This is a genomic window from Ralstonia mannitolilytica, assembly GCF_000954135.1.
GTDB classification, from domain to species: domain Bacteria; phylum Pseudomonadota; class Gammaproteobacteria; order Burkholderiales; family Burkholderiaceae; genus Ralstonia; species Ralstonia mannitolilytica.
In genome coordinates, this window is the sequence record NZ_CP010799.1 from 1,094,884 (window position 1) to 1,116,895 (window position 22,012).

The window sequence follows — 22,012 nt, forward strand, 5'->3', positions numbered from 1 at the left end:
GCTAGAACTGGATCGGCAGACGCAGCGTGACGGTCAGGTCCGGCGTGTCGCGCGTGAGGCCGGCACCCACCGACAGGTTCAGCGTCATCTTGGGCGAGAGCCGGTACGAATAGCCGACCAGCAATGTGCCGAGAATGGTTCGCACCGAGCCCGGCACGCGTTGGCCGTTCTGCTTGGTCGGCGCGATGATGCTCTGGTCGTAGCCGATGGAGAACGACGCCTTTTCGTTCAGCGCCAGCCCCATGCCGAAGTTCAGGCCGATGATGTCGCCGGCCTTCACGTTGCCCAGGAACTGCTTCGAGCCGTCCACGAGGTTCAGGCTGACATCCTTGCGCTCGAAGTTGTGCAGGTAGCTGATGCTGCCGAAGAACACGGCGGGGTCGGTCGGGAACAGCCACGTCAGCCCCGGCTGTACGGCGAAGAACCCCGAGCCCGTCGGCTGCTGCAGCGGCAGGCCGGTGCCGGTGGTATTGCTCACGCAGCGCGTCACGCAATCGGTGGTGACGTCGAACGGATCCTTGCCGGTGCGCGTCTTGAAGCGCAGCCAGCCGATGTAGAACGGCTTGTCGACGCCGCCCGCATTGAGCTGGTAGCGCGCGGTCAGCTCCACATCGCCGATGCCGTGCCCGTGCGAGCTGAACGCATTATCCGTCGCCGTGCCGGTGAACAGCTCGCGGCTGACGGTGTCGCTCGTGCTGTAGACATAGGGCACGCGCGCCTCCAGTTCCCAGCGTCGCGCGAGCCCATAGCGCACGGCCACCGTACCGGTGAGCGTGGTCGTCTTGACTTGTCGTACGTCGATCAGCCCGATGAGCAGCGCCGGGATGATGGTGTAGCCCACCAGTGCCACGCGGTCCGACGACGAATAGGCCATCTGCAATGACGGCTCGACGACCACCTTGCCCGGTGGTGTCAGGGCGCTTGGCTCGTCGAAGATCTGCGCGATGCGCGGCGGCTGGTCGGAAGGCTCCGGCGGTTTGCCGACGGGGGTGGCCGCCGGCTGATCGATCTGCGCGATCTCCGACGCATCGCCCGCCGCGCCCGGTGCCCCGGCACCGCGCACGGTGTCGAGCCGGCCTTCGCTCATGCCGAGCGCGCGCCGCATGCGTCGCAGATGCGCTTCCTGCTGCTGGATCGAGCGCTTGAGCTCCTGCAGGCGCGCCTGCGTATCGGCAAGCTCGCGCTGCAGCGCTTCCAGGCTGGGCGGCTTGTCGTCCACCGGCCCGTTGGCTTGTGCAAGTGCCGACCTGCCGCATAGCAGCAGGCATGCGCACGCAACCGCGTGAAGCGGCCCCCATGGTGCGTTCTTCATGGCGATGTCCCCGTCGAGAGCGCCCTGTCCACGAAACGCGGATGGGCCCTTCACGATTTCCCCCGGGTGGCGGAATGCGGATACCACTATAGGCGAGCGGGCGTGAAACGATAGGGCGCCGGCGTCCACAAAACGGACGAGGCCGGCGCGCCCGTTCGGCGGATCGCCCGGGCAACAAAAAGGCGCCCGAAGGCGCCTGGCGTGTCTTGCGCAGCGTCAGCGCTTACTGACGTGCGTTGCGCAGGTTATCGGGCCACGGCGTATTGGTGTTCGTGCGGAACGGGTTGATGTCGAGCCCGCCGCGCCGCGTATAGCGGGCATACACGGCCAGCTTGACCGGCCGGCACTGGCGCAGGATGTCGGTAAAGATGCGTTCCACGCATTGCTCGTGGAACTCGTTGTGCTCGCGGAACGAGATCAGGTACTTGAGCAGCCCTTCCTGGTTGATCGGCGCACCCACGTAGCGGATCTGCACGCTGCCCCAATCCGGCTGGCCCGTCACCAGGCAGTTCGACTTGAGCAGGTGCGAGACCAGCGTTTCTTCCACCGGGCTTTCGTTCCCGTCGGCCTGCAGCAGTTCGGGAGCGGGCTGGTAGATGTCGGTTTCGATGTCCAGCCGATCAAGCAGCAGGCCGTCGAGCTCACCCATCTTCTGCCGCGCAAACTCCTCCTGCGGCACGATGCGCACCTGCACCGGCGCGCCGCACGCCTCCGACAGATCGTGGTGGATCAACTGCTGCAGCGCTTCGTGCGAAGCCACCTTCGTCTGGTTGAACGAGTTCAGGTAGAGCTTGAACGACTTCGATTCCACGATGTTGGGCGAATCCGCCGGCACGATCACCGTGCCCACCGCCACCTGCGGCTTGCCCTTGAGGTTCAGCCAAGACAGCTCATACAGGTTCCACAGGTCTACGCCAAAGAAGGGCAGCGCGGTGCCGGCGGGCAGGCCGATCTCGTCGCGCTTGCCCTGGCGCGGAATGGGAAAGAGCAGGCTCGGGTCGTATTCCGTCTTGTAAGCGGAGGTCTTGCCCAGCGGCGAATGTTCGGGTTGGTTGTGCATCACAAAAACAGGCTGTAGACGGGGTTTTCGCTCTCGTCCCAATAGGTATAGCCGAGCGTGGCGAGGAACGCCTTGAACTCGCGCTTCTCGTTCTTCGGCACCTGGATGCCGACGAGGATGTTGCTCGAGTCCGCCCCCTGGTTCCGGTAATGGAACAGGCTGATGTTCCAGTTCGGGCTCATGCTCGAGAGGAACTTCATCAGCGCGCCCGGCCGCTCGGGGAATTCAAAGCGATACAGCAGTTCGTTCTCGGCGAGCGGCGAGCGCCCTCCCACCATGTAGCGGATGTGCTGCTTGGCGAGTTCGTCGTTCGAGAGGTCCAGCGTCGGGAATCCGTGCTTGCGGAAGTTCTCGGCGATCTTGTCGCCCTCTGCGCGCGACGCAATTTGCACGCCCACGAAGATGTGCGCGGCGTCCTTGCTGGCAATGCGGTAGTTGAACTCCGTCACGTTGCGCGACCAGCCGACCAGCTCGCAGAAGCGCTTGAAGCTGCCGCGCTCTTCCGGAATCGTCACGGCAAACACGGCTTCGCGCGCCTCGCCCACTTCGGCGCGCTCGGCCACGAAGCGCAGGCGGTCGAAGTTCATGTTCGCGCCGCTGGCCACGGCCACCAGCGATTCGTTCTTCAGCTTGCTCTGTTCGGCGTACAGCTTCAGGCCCGCGATGGCAAGCGCGCCCGACGGCTCCAGCAGGCTGCGCGTGTCCTGGAACACATCCTTGAGCGCCGCGCAGATCGCATCGGTGTCCACGGTGAGGATCTCGTCGACGAGTTCGCGCGTGAGGCGGAAGGTCTCCTTGCCCACCAGCTTGACGGCCGTGCCATCGGCAAACAGGCCCACGTCCTTCAGTTCGACGCGCTTGCCGGCGGCCACCGAGCGCGCCATCGCATCGGACTCGACGCTCTGCACGCCGATCACCTTGATGTCCGGCCGCACGGCCTTGACGTACGCCGCGATGCCCGAGATCAGCCCCCCGCCCCCGATCGCGCAGAAGATCGCATGGATCGGCTGCGGATGCTGGCGCAGGATCTCCATGGCGATGGTGCCCTGGCCGGCGATGACTTCCGGGTCGTCGAACGGGTGCACGAAGGTGTAGCCGTGCTTTTCCTGCAGCTTGACGGCGTGGTTGTAGGCGTCGGAGTAGCTCTCGCCGTGCAGCACGACCTCGACCCAATCGCCGCCGCGCGACCGCACGCCGTCGATCTTGAGCTGCGGCGTCGTCACGGGCATGCAGATGATCGCCTTGCATTCCATGCGCGCCGCGCTGAACGCGACCCCCTGGGCATGGTTGCCCGCCGATGCCGTAATCACCCCGCGCTTGCGCTCGGCCGGCGTGAGCGAGGCCATCTTGTTGTAGGCGCCGCGCAGCTTGAACGAGAACACCGGCTGGTCATCCTCGCGCTTGAGGTAGACGCGGTTGCCGGTGCGCGCCGACAGGTTCGGCGCGAACTTGAGCTCGGTTTCCTGCGCGACGTCATAGACCTTCGCGGTCAGGATTTTCTTGAGGTAATCGATGGCCATGGTGCGGACCGGGTTGGACTTGGGGATAGCCCGTAAGCCTATCATGCGTCGCCTTGCCGGCCGGGCGGGGTGCTGGGTACACTGCCCCGGCCGCGCCACAGGGGTGCGGCTCCCCATCGGCGCGAGGCTCCCCATGCATACCCCGTCGTCTTCCTCCAAGCGTTCCAGGCCACGCCGGGGCCGCAAGATCTGGTCGGGCACGCAGCACGTCATTGCGTACGGCATGCCGCCGCTGGGCTGGCGCGACGTCTACCACCACGCGCTGGAAGTGAATTGGCCGACCTTCTTTGCGTTGCTGGCCACGATGTTCCTGGCGCTCAACGCGGTGTTTGCCGGGTTGTATTCGCTCGGCGATGCATCCATCGCGAACCAGTCGCCGCCGGGCTTCCTTGGGGCGTTCTTCTTCAGCGTCGAGACGCTCGCCACCGTCGGCTACGGCGACATGCACCCGCAGACGGTGTACGCCCACATCATCGCGACGCTGGAGATCTTCATTGGCATGTCGGGCATCGCCATGGCGACGGGGCTGGTGTTTGCGCGGTTTTCGCGCCCGCGGGCCAAGATCCTGTTTGCCCGCCATCCGGTCGTGCGCACCATCAACGGCACGCTCACGCTGATGCTCCGCGCGGCGAATGCGCGTCAGAACGTCATTGCGGAGGCCACGGCACGGCTGCGGCTGATGCAGGACGAACGCTCGCCGGAAGGCTATTCCATCTACAAGATCCGCGACCTCAAGCTCGAGCGCAGCGAGCATCCGATCTTCCTGCTCGGCTGGGTCATGATGCACGTCATCGACGAGACCAGCCCCTTGTACAACGCCACGGCGGAATCGCTCGCCGCCGTGGACGCCCTGCTATTGCTCACGATCGAAGGCGCTGACGAGACGGCCGCGCAGACCGTCCAGGCGCGCCATTCGTGGCGGCACGACGCGATCCGCTGGAATCATCGCTATCTCGACCTGATTCACGAAGAAGACGGCGTGACCACGGTTGACTACGACAACTTCCACAAGATCGAGCCGATCGGCACCCCGGCCGAGGCGCCGCCGCAGGCACAATGAGCGCCTCGTCGGCTTTCAACGCGCAACTCCCGTGGCTCTCAACCTCGTCTGGCTCGGCTTTTTCCTCATCGCCTTCGTCACCGCGTGCGTGCAGGTCGTGCTGGGCGACATGGAGGTCTTCTCCCGCATGCTGACCGGCATGTTCGATGCCGCGCGCACCGGCTTCGAAATCGCCATCGGCCTGACCGGCATGATGGCGCTGTGGCTCGGCATCATGCGCGTGGGCGAGCGCGCCGGCGTGGTCGATCTGTTTGCGCGGCTCGTGAACCCGCTGATGCGGCACCTGTTTCCGTCCGTGCCCGCCGGCCACCCGGCCAACGGCGCGATGATGATGAACGTGTCGGCCAACGTGCTGGGGCTGGACAACGCCGCCACGCCCCTCGGCCTGCACGCGATGCGCGAGCTGCAGCAGATCAATCCGCAGCCGCAGCGCGCCAGCGATGCGCAACTGATGTTCGTGGTGCTCAACACGGCCGGGGTGACGCTGGTGCCGACCTCCGTCATCGCCATCCGCCAGGCCATGGCGGTCAAGCAGGGCCTGGTCGGCTTCAATGCGGCGGACATTTTCCTGCCGACGCTGTTGTCCACGTTCATCGGCTTCTGCGCAGGCATTGCGGCCGTGGCGTGGTATCAGCGCATCAACCTGTTCAAGCCGGCGCTGCTGGCGTACTTTGGCGGCTTTGTCGCGGTGATGGGCTTGCTGTTTGCGTGGCTGCGCCAGTTTCCGCCGCAGCAGATGGCCGCGTGGATCAGCCTGATCGGCGCGGGGGCCATCCTCACCATCGTGGTGGCGTTCCTGGCGTGTGGGGCAATTCGCCGCATCAATGTCTACGAGACCTTCGTGGACGGCGCGAAAGACGGCTTCCAGGTGGCGATCGGCATCGTCCCGTACCTCGTGGCGGTGCTGGTCGGCATTGCGGTGTTCCGCGCGGCGGGCTGCATGGATTTCATGATGCAGGGGCTCTCCGCGCTGTTCTCGCACCTCGGTATCGACACGCGCTTCGTGCCCGCGCTGCCCGTCGGCATCATGAAGACGCTCTCGGGGGCCGGCGCCCGGGGCCTGATGGTCGACGTGATGACGACCTACGGCGTGGATTCCTTCCAGGGCAGGCTGGCCGCCATCATCCAGGGCTCGACCGAGACCACGTTCTACGTGCTGGCCGTGTACTTCGGCAGCGTCGGCATCAAGGACACGCGCTACGCGCTGGCGTGCGGGCTGTGGGCCGACCTGATCGGGCTGGTCGGCGCGGTTCTGGTCGCGTATCTGTTCTTCGCCTGACGGGTCAGGGCGACTCCGGGGCGGCGTGTGCGCTGCACGCCCACTACAATCGACCGCATGGAACAGTGGATCGACACGCTTTTTGCCACCCTTGCCCTGCCCAAGGTCGGGCTGCCCGCCATCTTCGTCGTCAGCTTCATCTCGGCGACGCTGTTGCCGCTGGGGTCTGAACCGGCCGTCTTCGCTTACATCAAGCTCAATCCCGAGATGTTCTGGCCGGCCGTCATCGTTGCGACGCTGGGCAATACGCTGGGCGGTGCGGTCGATTGGTGGATGGGCTATGCGGCCAAGCTCGCGCTGGTGCGCATCCATCTGGCGCGCCGTCGTCGCGAGCACAACGCCGAGCACGCCCACCGCGTGCCGCACCCCAAGCGCCACCGCGCGCCCCCGCTCGACAAGAAGTATTTCCGCTGGATGCGCCGCATCGGGCCGGTGTCGCTGCTGGTGTCGTGGCTGCCGGGCATCGGCGATCCGCTCTGCACGCTCGCCGGGTGGCTGCGGCTGCGTTTCTGGCCCAGCGTCATGTACATGGCCATCGGCAAATTCCTGCGCTACCTCGTCATGACGACGGCGCTGCTGACCCTGCCGGACGGCTTCTGGCACGGCATCCTCGGCTGGATCAAGACCCTCCTGATGTGACGTTTGCGTGGTGCAGGCTCCACTCGGTTGCGGCCACACTTTTCGCAAGCCATTGAAAACGCGGCGGTTTTCGCGCCCATGCGACCGGCAGGGATACCGTTGTTGCAACGCATCAACGGTGAACCTTGCAGTACAATCGCGCTTTAAAGACCGCGCGGCCGACACCTGCTTTGCCGCGCTCCCTCCCCGCGGCTCGCCATGAACGCCCCACTTCTGATCGACGCCAAACTCGCGGCGCAGGACGCTGCGCCCCGGCTGCGCGAGATTCCCTACAACTACACCTCGTTCTCGGATCGGGAAATCGTCATCCGTCTGCTGGGCGAGTCTGCGTGGCAGATCCTCGACGAGCTGCGCGGCGAGCGTCGCACCGGCCGATCGGCGCGCATGCTGTACGAAGTGCTGGGCGACATCTGGGTGGTGCGTCGCAACCCGTATCTGCAGGACGACCTGCTCGACAACCCGAAGCGCCGCCAGATGCTGATCGACGCACTCAATCACCGCCTGGCGGAGATCGAGAAGCGCCGCGTGGCCGACCACGATTCGCATCACGACCCCGAAGGCGATGAGCGCGCCAAGAAGGTCGAGCAGCTCGTCGTGCACGCGCGCCGCGCCGTCAAGGCGTTCCAGGAAGAATTCGCCCAGGTGTACGACCTGCGCCGCCGCGCGCAGAAAGTGCTCGGCCGCGTGACGGCCAAGGACAACATCAAGTTCGACGGCCTGTCGCGCGTGTCGCACGTGACCGACGCCACCGACTGGCGCGTGGAATACCCGTTCGTGGTGCTCACGCCCGACACGGAAGAAGAGATCGCCGGCATCGTCAAGGGCTGCTTCGAGCTCGGGCTGACCATCATTCCGCGCGGAGGCGGCACCGGCTACACGGGCGGCGCCGTGCCGCTCACGCCGTTCTCGGCCGTCATCAATACCGAAAAGCTCGAGCGTCTGGACGCAGTCGAGATGACCGACCTGCCGGGCGTCGACCACCCCGTGCCGACCATCTATTCGGGCGCCGGCGTGGTCACGCGCCGCGTGGCCGATGCGGCGGAAAAGGCCGGCCTCGTGTTCGCCGTGGACCCGACCTCGATCGACGCTTCGTGCATCGGCGGCAACGTGGCCATGAACGCGGGCGGCAAGAAGGCCGTGCTGTGGGGCACCGCGCTGGACAACCTCGCCTGGTGGCGCATGGTTGACCCGGACGGCAACTGGCTCGAAGTCCAGCGCCTCAATCACAACCTCGGCAAGATCCACGATGCGCCGGTCGTCACGTTCGAGCTGAAGTGGTTCGACGGCAATGCGCCCCTCGGCGCCAAGCTGCTGCGCACCGAGACGCTCACCATCGAAGGCCGCAAGTTCCGCAAGGAAGGCCTTGGCAAGGACGTCACCGACAAGTTCCTGGCCGGCCTGCCTGGCGTGCAGAAGGAAGGCTGCGACGGCATCATCACCAGCGCGCGCTGGATCCTGCACCGCATGCCGAAGTCGATCCGCACCGTGTGCCTGGAGTTCTTCGGCCAGGCGCGTGACGCGATCCCGAGCATCGTCGAAATCAAGGATTACCTCGACGCCGAGACCAAGAAGCCCGGCGGCGCGATCCTCGCGGGCCTGGAACACCTGGACGAGCGCTACCTGCGCGCGGTCGGCTACGCCACCAAGAGCAAGCGCAACGCGTTCCCGAAGATGGTATTGATCGGTGACATCGTCGGCGACGACGATGACGCCGTGGCGCGCGCCACCTCCGAAGTGATCCGCCTGGCCAACGGCAAGAGCGGCGAAGGCTTCGTGGCCGTGAGCCCCGAGGCGCGCAAGAAGTTCTGGCTCGACCGCTCGCGCACGGCCGCGATTGCCAAGCACACCAACGCCTTCAAGATCAACGAAGACGTGGTGATTCCGCTCAACCGCATGGGCGAGTACACCGACGGCATCGAGCGCATCAACATCGAGCTGTCGATCAAAAACAAGCTCAAGCTGGCCGACGCGCTGCAGGACTTCTTCGCGCGCGGCGACCTGCCGCTGGGCCGCACCGACGACGCCAACGAGATCCCGAGCGCCGAACTGCTGGAAGACCGCGTCCAGCAGGCCCAGCAACTGGTGCGTGCCACGCGCGCCCGCTGGCAGTACCTGCTCGACCATCTCGACACGCCGGTGAACACGGTGCGCGCCAGCCTGATCGGCCTCGGGCTCGGCTATCTCGCGCAGACCATCGACGAGCGCCTCGAGACGCAGCCCGACGCGAACCTGTTCCACCTGCTGCAGGACCGCACGATCCGCGTGTCGTGGAAGGCCGAGATCCGCGCCGAGCTGCGCAAGATCTTCAACGGCGGCGAGTTCAAGCCGATCCTCGACGAGGCGCAGGCGATCCACAAGCAGGTGCTGCGCGGCCGCGTGTTCGTGGCGCTGCACATGCACGCCGGCGACGGCAACGTGCACACCAACATCCCCGTCAACTCGGATGACTACGACATGCTGCAGGACGCCCACAAGGCGGTGGCCCGCATCATGACGCTGGCGCGTTCGCTGGACGGTGTGATTTCGGGCGAGCACGGCATCGGCATCACCAAGCTGGAGTTCCTGACCGACGACGAGATCGCGGACTTCGCCGCCTACAAGCGCCGCGTCGATCCGAACGGCCGCTTCAACAAGGGCAAGCTGCTGCGCGACATCAACGACCCGCAGGCGATCGCCGCCGACTTGCGCAACGCCTATACGCCGTCGTTCGGCCTGATGGGGCACGAGTCGATCATCATGCAGCAGAGCGACATCGGCGCCATCTCGGAATCGATCAAGGACTGCCTACGCTGCGGCAAGTGCAAGCCGGTGTGCGCCACGCATGTGCCGCGCGCCAATCTGCTGTACAGCCCGCGCAACAAGATCCTCGCCACGTCGCTGCTCATCGAGGCCTTCCTGTACGAAGAGCAGACGCGCCGCGGCGTGTCGATCAAGCACTGGGAAGAGTTTGCCGACGTGGGCGACCACTGTACCGTGTGCCACAAGTGCGTGACGCCGTGCCCAGTCAAGATCGACTTCGGCGATGTGTCGATGAACATGCGCAACCTGCTGCGCAAGATGGGGCAGAAGAAATTCAACCCCGGCACCGCAGCGGCGATGTTCTACCTGAACGCGACCAACCCCGAGACGATCAACCTCACCCGCAAGGTGATGTTCGACTGGGGCTACAAGGCGCAGCGTCTGGGCAATGACATCCTGAAGAAGTTCGCCAAGAAGCAGACCGCGCATCCGCCCGCCACGGTGGGCAGGCCGCCGGTGCGCGAGCAGGTGATCCACTTCATCAACAAGAAGATGCCGGGCAACCTGCCCAAGAAGACGGCGCGCGCGTTGCTGGACATCGAGGACAACGAGATCGTCCCGATCATCCGCAACCCCAAGGTCACCACGCCGGATAGCGAGGCGGTCTTCTACTTCCCGGGTTGCGGCTCGGAGCGCCTGTTCTCGCAGGTGGGCCTGGCCACGCAGGCGATGCTGTGGCATGCCGGCGTGCAGACCGTGCTGCCGCCGGGCTACCTGTGCTGCGGTTATCCGCAGCGCGGCACTGGCCAGTTCGACAAGGCCGAGAAGATCGTCACCGACAACCGCGTGCTGTTCCACCGCGTGGCCAACACGCTCAACTACCTCGACATCAAGACGGTGGTGGTGAGCTGCGGCACCTGCTACGACCAGCTCGCGGGGTATGAATTCGACAAGATCTTCCCGGGCTGCCGGATCATCGACATTCACGAATACCTGCTGGAGAAGGGCGTGAAGATCGACGGTGTGCAAGGCACGCGGTACATGTACCACGACCCCTGCCACACCCCGATCAAGACGATGGACCCCACCAAGCTGGTCAACCAGCTGATGGGCGGCAACATCGGCGCCGATGGCCAGACCCGGGCGATCGAGAAGAACGACCGCTGCTGCGGCGAGTCGGGCACGCTGGCGATCTCGCGCCCCGACATTTCCACGCAGGTCCGCTTCCGCAAGGAAGAAGAGATGCAGAAGGGCGCCGACAAGCTTCGCAGTCTCGGCCAGACCGCAGGCCAGGGCGGCGAGGCGTTCAACGGCGACGTGAAGATCCTCACGAGCTGCCCGGCATGTCTGCAGGGCCTGTCGCGCTACACCGAAGATGTTTCGGTGCAGGCCGACTACATCGTGGTCGAGATGGCGCGTCACGTGCTCGGTGAAACCTGGCTGCAGGACTACGTCGCGCAGGCCAACGCCGGCGGCATCGAGCGGGTTCTGGTGTGACGGCTGCGACGACCGGCGAACGGGCGCCCGGCTGCGCATTGTGCGAGACCGATGGCGGCGAGCCCGTCTGGCGCAATGCCCGGGCGCGCGTGGTGCTGGTCGAGCATGCGCGCTTTCCGGGCTTTTGCCGCGTCATCTGGAACGACCACGTCGCCGAGCAGACCGACCTGCCCGACGCCGATCGCCACTGGCTGATGGAAGTCGTGGCGCGCGTGGAGCGCGTGCTGCGCGCCGAGCTGGTGCCGGACAAGATCAACCTTGCCAGCTTCGGCAACTTCGTGCCGCACCTCCACTGGCACGTCATCCCACGCTACCGGTGGGACACGCACTTTCCAGAAGCCGTGTGGGGGCCGGCGCAGCGCGAGCCGGATGCCGCGCGCCTGGCAGACATCACCGCCAGGCTGCCAGCGCTGTCGTACGCCCTGCAATCGGCGCTCGCCGACGTTTGAGCGTCCGCCGTCGGCTACGCGTCGCCATCGTCCTGCGCGGAACCCGCCGGCCGCGCAGATCGTCAGATTCCTTTTCTGTCGTGTCACAGCCCTCGCCATGACGACACCGCGCACCGCCGCCACCGCCGATTCCCGCAAGGATTCCATCGCCGAGCTGAATGTCCACCACGGCCGGCTGAACCTGTCCGAGACGTGGAAGCTCATCCGCCCGTACTGGTTTTCGGAAGACCGCCACAAGGCCTGGGGGCTGCTTGCGCTGGTGATCGGCCTGAACCTGTTCCTCGTCTACATGAACGTCCTGTTCACGGACTGGAACCGGCTCTTCTACAACGCCCTGGAGCAGAAGAACTACGGCGAGTTCTGGATACAGCTGGGGCGTTTTTCGTGGATCGCCGCGTTGCTGATCATCGGCTCCATCATGCGGCTGTACTACTCGATGATGCTGCAGATGCGCTGGCGGACGTGGATCACCGGCAGCTTCCTCGACGACTGGCTCGGCAAGCAGGCGTTCTACCGCCTGGAGCAAACGCACAGCGCGGACAACCCCGACCAGCGGATCGCCGATGACCTGCGCACCTTCACCGATGCGACGCTCACGCTGGCGCTCGGCTTCCTGAATTCCGCCGTCACGCTGGTGTCGTTCTTCGGCATCCTGTGGGCGGTGTCGGGGCCGCTGGCGTTCAGTCTGGGGGGGCACGATTTCGTGATTCCGGGCTACATGGTCTGGTTTGCGCTGCTGTACTCGATCGTGGGCTCGGTCATCATCCACTTCGTGGGGCGGCCACTGATCGGGCTGTCGTTCCAGCAGGAGCGTTACGAGGCGTACTTCCGCTTCCTGCTCGTGCGCGTGCGCGAGAACAGCGAGAGCATCGCGCTCTACCGCGGCGAGCCGACCGAGAAAGCCATCCTGCGCGGCCGCTTCGAGCGCATCCGCACCAACTGGAACCAGTTGATGGACTACACGCGGCGTCTCACGTTTGCGAGCTCCGGCTATGCGCAGTTCGCCATCATCTTTCCGTTTCTGGTTTCGGCGCCGCGCTACTTTGGCGGCACGCTCACGCTGGGCGGCATGATGCAGGTCGCCACCGCGTTCGGGCAGGTGCAGGATGCGATGTCGTGGTTCGTCACCAACTACCGCACGCTGGTGACATGGAAAGCCTCCACGAACCGTCTGATCGAATTCCAGCGCGCCATCCGCGCCGCCGAGCGGGAAGAGGAACGCCGAGCCGGGGTGCGCGATGTCGAGGTCGAAACCGCTGCCGTGCCCGCCATCGAGGCCCACGGCCTCGCGCTGAACCTGCCGAACCGCGCACCCGAAGACCTGCTCGTCGAGCCGTTTGACATGACGATCGGGCGCAGCGAACGCGTGCTCGTCAACGGCCCTTCCGGCTGCGGCAAAAGCACGCTCGTGCGCGCCGTGGCCGGCATCTGGCCGTACGGCACCGGTCGCATCGAGGTTCCCGAGGGCGCGCGCGTGCTGTTCTTGCCGCAGCGCAGCTACCTGCCCTCGGGCACGCTGGCCGATGCGCTGTCGTATCCCGATCTCGCCACGCAGTACACCGCCGAGCGCCTGGAGCAGGTGCTCACCGCGTGCCGTCTGCCAGGGCTGGTCGGCCTGCTAGACGAGGTCAGCAACTGGAGCCTGCGCCTGTCGCCGGGCGAACAGCAGCGCCTGGCCTTTGCGCGCGCGCTGCTGCAGCGTCCCGACTACCTGTTCCTGGACGAGGCCACCAGCGCACTCGACGAAGACACCGAGGCGTTCATGTACAGCCTCCTCCTCGAATCGATGCCCGATGTGACGATCGTCAGCGTGGCGCACCGCAGCACCGTGGCTCGGTTCCACCATCGCCGTCTGCGCTACATCCCCGAGGGCGACCTGTTGACTGCGGTAAGCTATCGGGTCGTGGAGGAGCCTGCGCACGTGGCGCTCGCGGCTTCCTAGTACATCGTTCTTACGCAATCAACGAGACGTTTTCATGGCCGGACTGTCCGCCGACACCCCGCACCCGACCGGCATCACGGTGCATACGCAATCGCGCGTGCTCGAGATCGCCTTTGCCGACGGCAAGCACTTCAGGCTGCCCTTCGAGTATCTGCGCGTGCTGTCGCCGTCTGCCGAAGTGCAGGGGCACGGGCCCGGCCAGGAAGTGCTGCAGACCGGCAAGCGCGATGTCGGCATCGTGGGGGTGGAGCCGGTCGGCAACTATGCGATACGGCCGCTGTTCTCCGACGGCCACGATTCCGGCATCTACGACTGGGCGTACCTGTATCGCCTGGGCGTAGAGCAAGACGCGCTGTGGCAGGCGTATCTCGATCGCCTCGCTGCAGCGGGCCTGGACCGTGACGCGCCGATGGCACCGAACGCCGGGCACGCCTGCGGGCACAGCCACTGATTTCCGATTCACTTCGCAGCGCCTGCGCGCTGCATCTGCATCTCTTTTTCCGTCATGAGCCAAACCCACTTCGGATTTCAGCAGGTCGACGAGCGCGAGAAGGCCGGCAAGGTCGCCGGCGTGTTCCATTCCGTCGCGAGCAAGTACGACGTGATGAACGACCTGATGTCCGGCGGCCTGCACCGCGTGTGGAAGATGTTCACCATCGCCCAGGCAGCGGTACGCCCCGGCTACAAGGTGCTGGACATCGCCGGCGGCACGGGCGACCTGGCCAAGGCGTTCGCGCGCCAGGCAGGCCCCACCGGTGAGGTGTGGCTGACCGACATCAACGAGTCCATGCTGCGCGTCGGCCGCGACCGCCTGCTCGATGCCGGCGTCCTGACTCCGACCGCGCTGTGCGACGCGGAGCACATTCCCTTTCCAGATGCTTACTTCGACGTAGTGACAGTGGCATTCGGCTTGCGCAACATGACGCATAAGGATCGGGCGCTCGCAGAGATGCGCCGCGTGGTCAAGCCCGGTGGCAAGGTCATGGTGCTCGAGTTCTCGAAGGTGTGGCAGCCGCTGGAAAAGGCCTACGACGTGTATTCGTTCAAGGTCCTGCCGTGGCTGGGCAGCAAGGTGGCGGGCGACGCCGAGAGCTATCGGTATCTGGCGGAGTCCATCCGCATGCACCCGGACCAGGAAACGCTCAAGCAGATGATGGAACAGGCCGGATTGGACTCGGTCGAATACTTCAATCTGACGGCGGGGGTCGTGGCACTGCACGTTGGCCGTCGGCTCTAAGCCGCTTTCGTTGTCCACCGGACGGGCGATGCAGCGCGCTGCGGCGATATGCCACGATCCTTCACATTGAATTCGGCATGGACGTCTTCATCTAATGGCGTCACTGCCTATTGGAGAGAAGACAGCGATGAGTTTGCACTGGGGTGGAAAATTGATGGCGGGCGCGCTGGTTGCGACGCTCGCATTTGGCACGGCGCTGGACGCCAACGCCAAGCGCATGGGCGGCAGCCGCAGCGTCGGCAAGCAGTCGTCCACCGTGACACAGCGCCAGCAGACACCGCCGGCTACCACGCCGTCGCCCACGCAGCAGGCGGCACCGGCGGCGCAGCCGTCGCCGGCGGCACCGGCTCCGGCAGCGCCTGCGGCCAAGCCGGGGCGTAACTGGGGCGGTATGCTGGGCGGCCTCGCTGCCGGCCTGGGCCTCGGTTATCTGCTGTCGAAGTTCGGTCTGGGCGCTGGCCTCGCCTCATTCCTGTCGAACCTGATCCTGATTGCCCTGATCGCCTTCGTGGTGATGTGGATCATCCGCAAGGTGCGCGGCAGCCGTCCGCAAGGTCCGGCCTACGCCACGGGTGGCCCGTCGCTGGGCGGCGACCGCGAGCCGTACGTGCCGCAATCTTCCGCTCCGGCCCCGCAGGCTTCCACGCCGGTGGCTTCGTCGCTGAACACCGGCAACACGTCGGGCCTGGGTGCAGGCGCACCGACGGCTGCCCAATCCTGGAACCTGGGCGGCCCCGCCGAGCCGGCGCTCAACGCGCAGCCTGCCGCTGCCGCTGCCGCACCGCAGCAGCCGTGGGGCGTGCCCGCTGATTTCGACACGCAGGCGTTCCTGCGCAACGCCAAGGTCTACTTCATCCGCCTGCAGGCCGCATGGGATGCCGGCAACCTGAACGACATCCGCGAGTTCACGACGCCGGAGATGTTTGCCGAGATCAAGATGGATCTGGCCGATCGTGGTGCCGCGCCGAACAAGACCGACGTGATTTCGGTCGAGGCGGAGTTGCTTGGCATCGAGACGCAGGCGAGCGAGTACCTGGCCAGCGTGCGGTTCTCGGGCATGATCCGCGAAGAAGCCAACGCGCCGGCGCAGCCGTTCGCCGAGGTGTGGAACCTGTCCAAGCCCACGCAAGGTGCCGGCGGCTGGGTGCTGGCTGGCATCCAGCAGTTGCAGTGATGCGGTGACGACTTGAAGCGGCGCGAACGGCCGTTTCACCATTGCCCGTAAAATAGGGCCCGACCGACCGGTTCGGGCCCTTTTTGCTGCCCGTCGGCTAGCCCGCTTCCTGCGTTTCACCACTGCATGTCATCGACAGCCTCCTCGTCTCCGTTTCCGTCCGTGCTGATGCAGCCGTTGCTGCTTGCGCTCAATCACCTGCTGCGTCAGGAGCCTTGGGCCCAGGAGATGCTACGGCCGTTTGCGGGCCGCGCGGCCCAGTTTGATCTGGCGCCCCTGTCGATCACGCTGCAGGTGGACGCGGCCGGCCTGGTGATCGCGCCGGCGGCCGATGTCGAACCCGCCGTGACGGTGGTGGTGCCGCTTGCAGCCGCGGCCAGCGATTACGCCACCGGCGGCCAGGCAGCTGTGCTCAAGCATGTGCGCATCGACGGTGAAGCGGAGTTCGCCAACGCGCTCTCGACGCTGCTGCGAAACCTGCGCTGGGATGCGGCGGAAGATCTGTCGCGCGTCTTCGGCGACGTGATCGCGCAGCGCATGGTGAGCGGTGCCCAGGCTGCGCGCATCGAGGCCGCCCGCGTCGGCCGTTCGTTGGCGGAATCGGTTGCGTCGTACCTGACCGATGAGCGACCCACGCTCGTCCGACACGCGCGCCTGGCGCAGTTTGCCGCCGACGTGGCCGCGCTGCGCGATGCCGAGGCGCGGCTCGCCAAGCGCCTGGAACGGCTCGAGGCACGTTCGCGCCCCGCAGCCGAGATGCGACGTCGGGGTGAATTGGCATGACGCGTCTCCTTCGGCTGGGCAAGATCGTCTTCGTCATCCTGTACTACGGGCTGGATCAGCTCGCACTGTCGGGTTTCAAGAGCCGTCGCATCCGCGCGCTGGTCTGGCTGCTGACGCTCGGCCGCAAGCCGAAGCGCCCGCGTGGCGAGCGTCTGCGGCTGGCGCTCGAGCAGCTCGGTCCGATCTTCGTGAAGTTCGGGCAGGTGCTGTCGACGCGGCGTGACTTGCTGCCGCCCGATGTGGCCGACGAACTGGCCAAGCTGCAGGACCGCGTGCCGCCGTTCGACCCCAAGGTGGCGGCGGCCATCGTCGAGAAGTCGCTGGGCAAACCGCTGTCGGCGCTGTTCCATCGCTTTGACCATCATCCGGTGGCAAGCGCATCGATTGCGCAGGTGCATTTCGCGACGTTGCGCGGTGGCCCGTGCGATGGCCGGGAGGTCGCCGTCAAGGTGTTGCGCCCGGGCATGTTGCCGGTCATCGACAGCGATCTCGCCCTCATGCGGGACCTGGCCACGTGGATGGAAAAACTGTGGGCCGACGCCAAGCGCCTCAAGCCACGCGAGGTCGTCGCCGAGTTCGACAAGTACCTGCACGACGAGCTGGACCTGATGCGCGAGGCGGCCAACGCCAGCCAGCTGCGCCGCAACTTCGCCAAGTCGGATCTGCTGCTGGTGCCCGAGGTGTTCTGGGACTGGTGCACGTCGGAAGTCTTTGTGATGGAGCGCATGCACGGCGTGCGCATTTCGCACACCGAAGAGCTGCGCGCGGCCGGCGTGGACATGCACAAGCTCGCGCGCGACGGCGTGGAGATCTTCTTCACGCAGGTCTTCCGCGACGGTTTCTTCCACGCCGACATGCACCCCGGCAACATCCTCGTGAGTGTGGCGCCCGAGACGCTGGGTCGCTATATCGCGCTGGATTTCGGCATCGTCGGCGCGTTGTCGGAGTTCGACAAGAACTACCTCGCCCAGAACTTCCTGGCGTTCTTCCAGCGCGACTACCATCGCGTCGCGGTGCTGCACATCGAGTCAGGCTGGGCGCCGGAAGAGACCCGCGTCGAGGAACTGGAAGGCGCCATCCGCGCGTGCTGCGAGCCGTATTTCGACCGGCCGCTCGGCGAGATCTCGCTGGGCCTCGTGCTGATGCGTTTGTTCCAGACCTCGCGCCGCTTCAACGTGGAGGTGCAGCCGCAGCTCGTCCTGCTGCAGAAGACGCTGCTCAACGTGGAAGGCCTCGGCCGCCAGCTCGATCCGGATCTCGACCTGTGGAAGACCGCCAAGCCCTTCCTCGAACGCTGGATGCACGAGCAGGTCGGCTGGCGCGGCTTTGTCGACCGCCTGAAGGTGGAAGCACCACAGTGGGCCAACAAGCTGCCCGACTTCCCGCGCCTGATGCACCAGATCCTGGATCGCCACGCGCGCGACGACGGCCATGCGCAGACGGCGGCGCTGACTGCGCTGCTGGCCGAACAGCGGCGCACCAATCGCTTGCTGTCGGCGGCGCTGCTGTTCGTCGGCGGTTTTGCCGTCGGCATCATCGCCACGCACGTGTTGGCGTGGCTGGCCCGGCATTGATCCCTGATCCTCGCGCTGCCATGGCTGAACCGCCCGTCTTCCAAACCCGCGACGCCGCCGACCCGGCCTTCTGGGACGAGCGCTTCAGCCGCGAGCACACGCCCTGGGACGCCCGCGGCGTGCCAAACGCGTTTCGGCAATTTTGCGAGGCGCAGCCCACGCCGCTTTCTACGCTGATTCCCGGTTGCGGCAATGCCTACGAGGCCGGGTGGCTCGCCGAGCGCGGCTGGCCGGTCACCGCGATTGATTTTGCACCGAGTGCCGTGGCGTCCGCCCAGGCCATCCTCGGCCCGCACGCCGATGTGGTGGAGCTGGGCGATTTCTTCCGCTTTGCGCCGCGCCGTCCGGTGCAGTGGATTTACGAACGCGCGTTTCTGTGCGCCATGCCGCGCCGGCTCTGGCCCGGCTACGCCGCGCAGGTCGCAGCGCTTCTGCCGCCAGGCGGCTTGCTGGCCGGGTTTTTTGCCGTGGTCGAGGGCAGGGAGGCCGTGCCCAAGGGGCCGCCGTTCGAGACCACGCAGCCCGAACTGGACGCGCTGCTCTCGCCGAGCTTCGAACGCATCAGCGACACGCCGATCGCCGAAACCGAGTCGATTCCGGTCTTTGCGGGCCGTGAGCGCTGGCAGGTCTGGCGGCGCCGCGCCGACTGAACGGCAACGCGGCGGGCCTGGCTGTTGGTGCAAAGCAACATAGGCGCCGGTCCGAAAAAAGCCTGCCGCCGCCCGTCGCGGGGCCCTGCGTAAAAAAACAGCAAAACGCCGGCATTCGTGGTCGCACCAATGCCCCGGCGCACAGTCCCATCGCTATAATCCCGCCATTTCGCCCGGCGCCCCTGGCCGCCGATGGGATTTCCAGCCTCTTTCGCGCGTGCCATGCTGATCTGGTTTGTCATTATTTACTGGGTGATTTCGGTCGGGATCGGCCTATGGGCCGCGCTGCGCGTGCGCAATACCGCCGACTTTGCCGTGGCCGGACGCAGTCTGCCGTTCTATGTCGTGACCGCCACGGTGTTCGCTACCTGGTTCGGTTCCGAAGCCGTGCTGGGCATCCCCGCAGAGTTCCTCAAGGACGGCCTCCATGGCGTGGTGGCGGACCCGTTCGGTTCATCGCTGTGCCTGGTGCTGGTGGGCTTGTTCTTTGCCAAGCCGCTGTACCGGATGAACCTGCTCACCATTGGCGACTTCTACCGCAACCGCTTTGGGCGCCTGGCAGAGACGCTCACCACCCTGTGCATTGTCGTGTCGTACCTGGGCTGGGTGGCGGCGCAGATCAAGGCGCTCGGCCTGGTGTTCTATACGGTGTCGGACGGCGCGGTCTCGCAGGAGCTGGGCATGATGATCGGCGCGGGCAGCGTGCTGGTGTACACGTTGTTCGGCGGCATGTGGTCGGTGGCGGTGACTGACTTCATCCAGATGATCATCATCGTGATCGGCATGCTGTACATCGGCTGGGAAGTGTCGGGCCAGGCCGGCGGCGTCGGCACCGTGGTGGCGCACGCGGCGGCTTCGGGCAAGTTCTCCTTCTGGCCATCGCTCAATCCCATCGAGATCATCGGGTTTGCAACGGCGTGGATCACCATGATGCTCGGCTCGATCCCGCAGCAGGACGTGTTCCAGCGCGTCACGTCCTCGCGCACGGAGCGCATTGCCGGAGCCGCTTCGGTGCTGGGCGGCGTGCTGTATTTCATGTTCGCGTTCGTGCCGATGTTCCTGGCGTACTCGGCCACGCTGATCGACCCCGAGATGGTCAAGCAGTACATCGAAAAGGACTCGCAGCTGATCCTGCCCAACCTGGTGCTGCAGCATGCGCCTGTATTTGCGCAGGTGATGTTCTTCGGTGCGCTGCTCTCGGCCATCAAGAGCTGCGCGAGCGCGACGCTGCTTGCACCGTCGGTCACATTCGCCGAAAACGTGCTGCGCCCGCTGCTCCCGAACATGGAGGACAAGCGCTTCCTGCGCGTGATGCAGGCCGTGGTCCTCACGTTCACCGTCCTGGTGACGCTCTTTGCGCTGAATTCGCACCTGTCGATCTTCCATATGGTCGAGAGCGCCTACAAGGTCACACTGGTGGCGGCGTTCGTGCCACTGGCCTTCGGCCTGTTCTGGAAGCGCGCGACGAAGCAGGGCGGCCTGCTAGCCATCGTCGTCGGTCTGGCGGTCTGGATCGGATGCGAGGTGTTCCATCCGGATGCGGCGCTTCCGCCACAGTTGGTCGGCTTGCTGGCCAGCCTGAGCGCCATGATCCTCGGCTCGCTGGGCCCGCAGTGGATCGAGAATCGCGCTCCGACCACCAACGCGGCCACGCAAAGCTGAGGCGGTTGCACGCGGCGTGTACGGTGTGCCACTTTATGGCGCGTGGCCATCGCCGGTTCTGCATGGGCGGTCGGGAATTTCCTCGAAAGGGTTTATAATTCAAGGCTTTGCGCGCCGGTACTTGCAATCGGCGCGTCTGCCCTGATCTTCCGCGAGCCTGTGCGCGTTCCGCGCCGTGTTCGTGCGTTGCGCAGGCATATTCTCCAATCGCTTTCTCGACTTCGTTTGTTTCAGGGTGAGGACACCATGCCGATCTATGCTTATCGATGCGACGCCTGCGGCCACGCCAAGGATGTGCTGCAGAAGATGAGCGACGCGCCGCTCACCGATTGCCCCGCCTGCGGTGCGCCGGCATTCAAGAAGCAGCTGACTGCCGCGGGCTTCCAGCTCAAGGGTTCGGGCTGGTATGTAACTGATTTCCGCGGCGGTTCGGGCGGCACGTCGGCCGCCGGCACGGGCGCCAAGACGGACGCCGCAGCGTCTGCCGCCGCGCCGGCGGCTTCGTCGGAGAGTGCGTCGTCGGCTGCCAGCGCCGCCCCGGCGGCCTCCGGCGGTTGCGGCACGTCGTGCGCGTGCCACTGAACGCGTCGCTCATCTCTCGGCCCGCCACTCCATGAAACAAAAAACCAGCGCACTCAAGACGTGGTTCCTGACCGGTCTTCTGGTGCTCGTCCCGCTTGCGATCACGCTGTGGGTGTTGTCACTCATCATCGGCACGATGGACCAGAGCCTGGCGCTGCTGCCGTCGGCCTGGCAGCCCGATCAGCTGTTCGGCCGGCGTATCCCCGGTGTGGGCGCGATCCTCACCCTGGCGTTCATCCTGATCGTCGGTGTGGCAGCGCACAATTTCATCGGCCAGAAGCTGGTGACGTGGTGGGAAGCGCTGGTGGGCCGCATTCCGGTGGTCGGCCCGATCTATTCGAGCGTGAAGCAGGTGTCCGACACGCTGCTGTCGTCCAACGGCAATGCGTTCCGCAAGGCGCTGCTGGTGCAGTACCCGCGCGAAGGGTCTTGGACGATCGCCTTTCTGACCGGCCGCCCTGGCGGGGATGTTGAAAACCACCTGCAAGGCGAGTACGTCAGCGTGTATGTGCCGACCACGCCGAACCCGACGTCGGGCTTCTTCCTGATGATGCCCAAGGCCGATACCATCGAGCTGGACATGACGGTGGATGCGGCGCTCAAGTACATCGTGTCGATGGGTGTGGTGGCGCCTGAAGCGTTGCCGCGCCGCATGGACCCGCCCGATGCCTCTCAACAGACGGAGGACCGGTCGCCGGCAGCATCGCCGCGCGACCCCTCGAATCCGACCGCGCTGCCCGATGCCGGCGGCGCCGTCTCAGCCCCTTGATCACGTATTCGGCCGGCAGCGCGCATCACCCTGCCAGCCTTCCTCAACTTTTCACGCGCGACGCTCTGTTGGCGGCGCGCTTCG

At 65.8% G+C, this 22,012-nt stretch carries 18 protein-coding genes; 15 read left to right on the forward strand and 3 right to left on the reverse strand.

Annotated features, from left to right (window positions below; translation table 11 throughout):
• Nucleotide 1: 1 nt before the first annotated feature.
• The 3 genes from TK49_RS05305 to ilvA form a co-directional block, all read right to left on the reverse strand.
• Nucleotides 2–1,312 (reverse strand): acetate kinase, encoded by a 1,311-nt coding sequence (locus TK49_RS05305; protein ID WP_045785773.1) that lies wholly within the window; start codon nucleotides 1,310–1,312, stop codon nucleotides 2–4.
• 223 nt (nucleotides 1,313–1,535) lie between these two features.
• A complete protein-coding gene (gene queF / locus TK49_RS05310) occupies nucleotides 1,536–2,372 on the reverse strand; it encodes an NADPH-dependent 7-cyano-7-deazaguanine reductase QueF (RefSeq protein WP_045785774.1) in 837 nt (278 codons plus the stop codon).
• Nucleotides 2,372–3,892, reverse strand: a complete 1,521-nt coding sequence (gene ilvA / locus TK49_RS05315) for a threonine ammonia-lyase, biosynthetic (RefSeq protein WP_045785775.1) — start codon at nucleotides 3,890–3,892, stop codon at nucleotides 2,372–2,374. The genes queF and ilvA overlap by 1 nt, the downstream gene beginning before the upstream one ends.
• A gap of 133 nt (nucleotides 3,893–4,025) precedes the next feature.
• On the opposite strand from ilvA, the gene TK49_RS05320 reads away from it, so the two are divergent.
• From TK49_RS05320 to TK49_RS05390, 15 genes are all read left to right on the forward strand, one after another.
• Nucleotides 4,026–4,952 (forward strand): ion channel, encoded by a 927-nt coding sequence (locus TK49_RS05320; RefSeq protein WP_045785776.1) that lies wholly within the window; start codon nucleotides 4,026–4,028, stop codon nucleotides 4,950–4,952.
• A gap of 31 nt (nucleotides 4,953–4,983) precedes the next feature.
• Nucleotides 4,984–6,231, forward strand: a complete 1,248-nt coding sequence (locus TK49_RS05325) for a nucleoside recognition domain-containing protein (protein WP_045785777.1) — start codon at nucleotides 4,984–4,986, stop codon at nucleotides 6,229–6,231.
• A gap of 57 nt (nucleotides 6,232–6,288) precedes the next feature.
• On the forward strand, nucleotides 6,289–6,870 hold the full coding sequence (locus tag TK49_RS05330) for a YqaA family protein (protein WP_045785778.1): 582 nt from the start codon (nucleotides 6,289–6,291) through the stop codon (nucleotides 6,868–6,870).
• A gap of 198 nt (nucleotides 6,871–7,068) precedes the next feature.
• On the forward strand, nucleotides 7,069–11,106 hold the full coding sequence (locus TK49_RS05335) for a DUF3683 domain-containing protein (RefSeq protein ID WP_045785779.1): 4,038 nt from the start codon (nucleotides 7,069–7,071) through the stop codon (nucleotides 11,104–11,106).
• Nucleotides 11,103–11,555 carry an HIT family protein gene (locus TK49_RS05340; RefSeq protein WP_045785780.1) on the forward strand — a complete coding sequence of 151 codons (453 nt, stop codon included), beginning with the start codon at nucleotides 11,103–11,105 and terminating at the stop codon, nucleotides 11,553–11,555. Before TK49_RS05335 ends, TK49_RS05340 begins: the two co-directional genes overlap by 4 nt.
• 97 nt (nucleotides 11,556–11,652) lie before the next feature.
• Nucleotides 11,653–13,497 carry an ABC transporter ATP-binding protein/permease gene (locus TK49_RS05345; protein WP_045785781.1) on the forward strand — a complete coding sequence of 615 codons (1,845 nt, stop codon included), beginning with the start codon at nucleotides 11,653–11,655 and terminating at the stop codon, nucleotides 13,495–13,497.
• A gap of 34 nt (nucleotides 13,498–13,531) precedes the next feature.
• Entirely contained in the window at nucleotides 13,532–13,948 is a 417-nt protein-coding gene (locus TK49_RS05350; RefSeq protein ID WP_045785782.1) for a gamma-butyrobetaine hydroxylase family protein, read from the forward strand.
• 54 nt (nucleotides 13,949–14,002) lie between these two features.
• Nucleotides 14,003–14,734 carry a bifunctional demethylmenaquinone methyltransferase/2-methoxy-6-polyprenyl-1,4-benzoquinol methylase UbiE gene (gene ubiE, locus TK49_RS05355; protein WP_045785783.1) on the forward strand — a complete coding sequence of 244 codons (732 nt, stop codon included), beginning with the start codon at nucleotides 14,003–14,005 and terminating at the stop codon, nucleotides 14,732–14,734.
• 127 nt (nucleotides 14,735–14,861) lie between these two features.
• Complete coding sequence (locus TK49_RS05360; RefSeq protein WP_181817389.1) at nucleotides 14,862–15,908, forward strand: TIM44-like domain-containing protein; 1,047 nt, start codon at nucleotides 14,862–14,864, stop codon at nucleotides 15,906–15,908.
• A gap of 126 nt (nucleotides 15,909–16,034) precedes the next feature.
• Nucleotides 16,035–16,691: a ubiquinone biosynthesis accessory factor UbiJ gene (locus TK49_RS05365; RefSeq protein WP_045785785.1), complete on the forward strand. Its 657-nt coding sequence runs from the start codon at nucleotides 16,035–16,037 to the stop codon at nucleotides 16,689–16,691.
• Nucleotides 16,688–18,265 (forward strand): ubiquinone biosynthesis regulatory protein kinase UbiB, encoded by a 1,578-nt coding sequence (ubiB, locus tag TK49_RS05370; protein WP_045785786.1) that lies wholly within the window; start codon nucleotides 16,688–16,690, stop codon nucleotides 18,263–18,265. The genes TK49_RS05365 and ubiB overlap by 4 nt, the downstream gene beginning before the upstream one ends.
• A gap of 20 nt (nucleotides 18,266–18,285) precedes the next feature.
• Nucleotides 18,286–18,915, forward strand: coding sequence for a class I SAM-dependent methyltransferase (locus tag TK49_RS05375; protein ID WP_045785787.1), 630 nt, complete (start codon nucleotides 18,286–18,288; stop codon nucleotides 18,913–18,915).
• A gap of 222 nt (nucleotides 18,916–19,137) precedes the next feature.
• Nucleotides 19,138–20,577, forward strand: a complete 1,440-nt coding sequence (locus TK49_RS05380) for a high affinity choline transporter 1 (RefSeq protein ID WP_045785788.1) — start codon at nucleotides 19,138–19,140, stop codon at nucleotides 20,575–20,577.
• A 246-nt stretch (nucleotides 20,578–20,823) separates the two neighbouring features.
• Nucleotides 20,824–21,159, forward strand: coding sequence for an FmdB family zinc ribbon protein (locus tag TK49_RS05385; protein ID WP_045787758.1), 336 nt, complete (start codon nucleotides 20,824–20,826; stop codon nucleotides 21,157–21,159).
• A gap of 31 nt (nucleotides 21,160–21,190) precedes the next feature.
• Nucleotides 21,191–21,928: a DUF502 domain-containing protein gene (locus TK49_RS05390; protein WP_045785789.1), complete on the forward strand. Its 738-nt coding sequence runs from the start codon at nucleotides 21,191–21,193 to the stop codon at nucleotides 21,926–21,928.
• Nucleotides 21,929–22,012 lie beyond the last annotated feature (84 nt).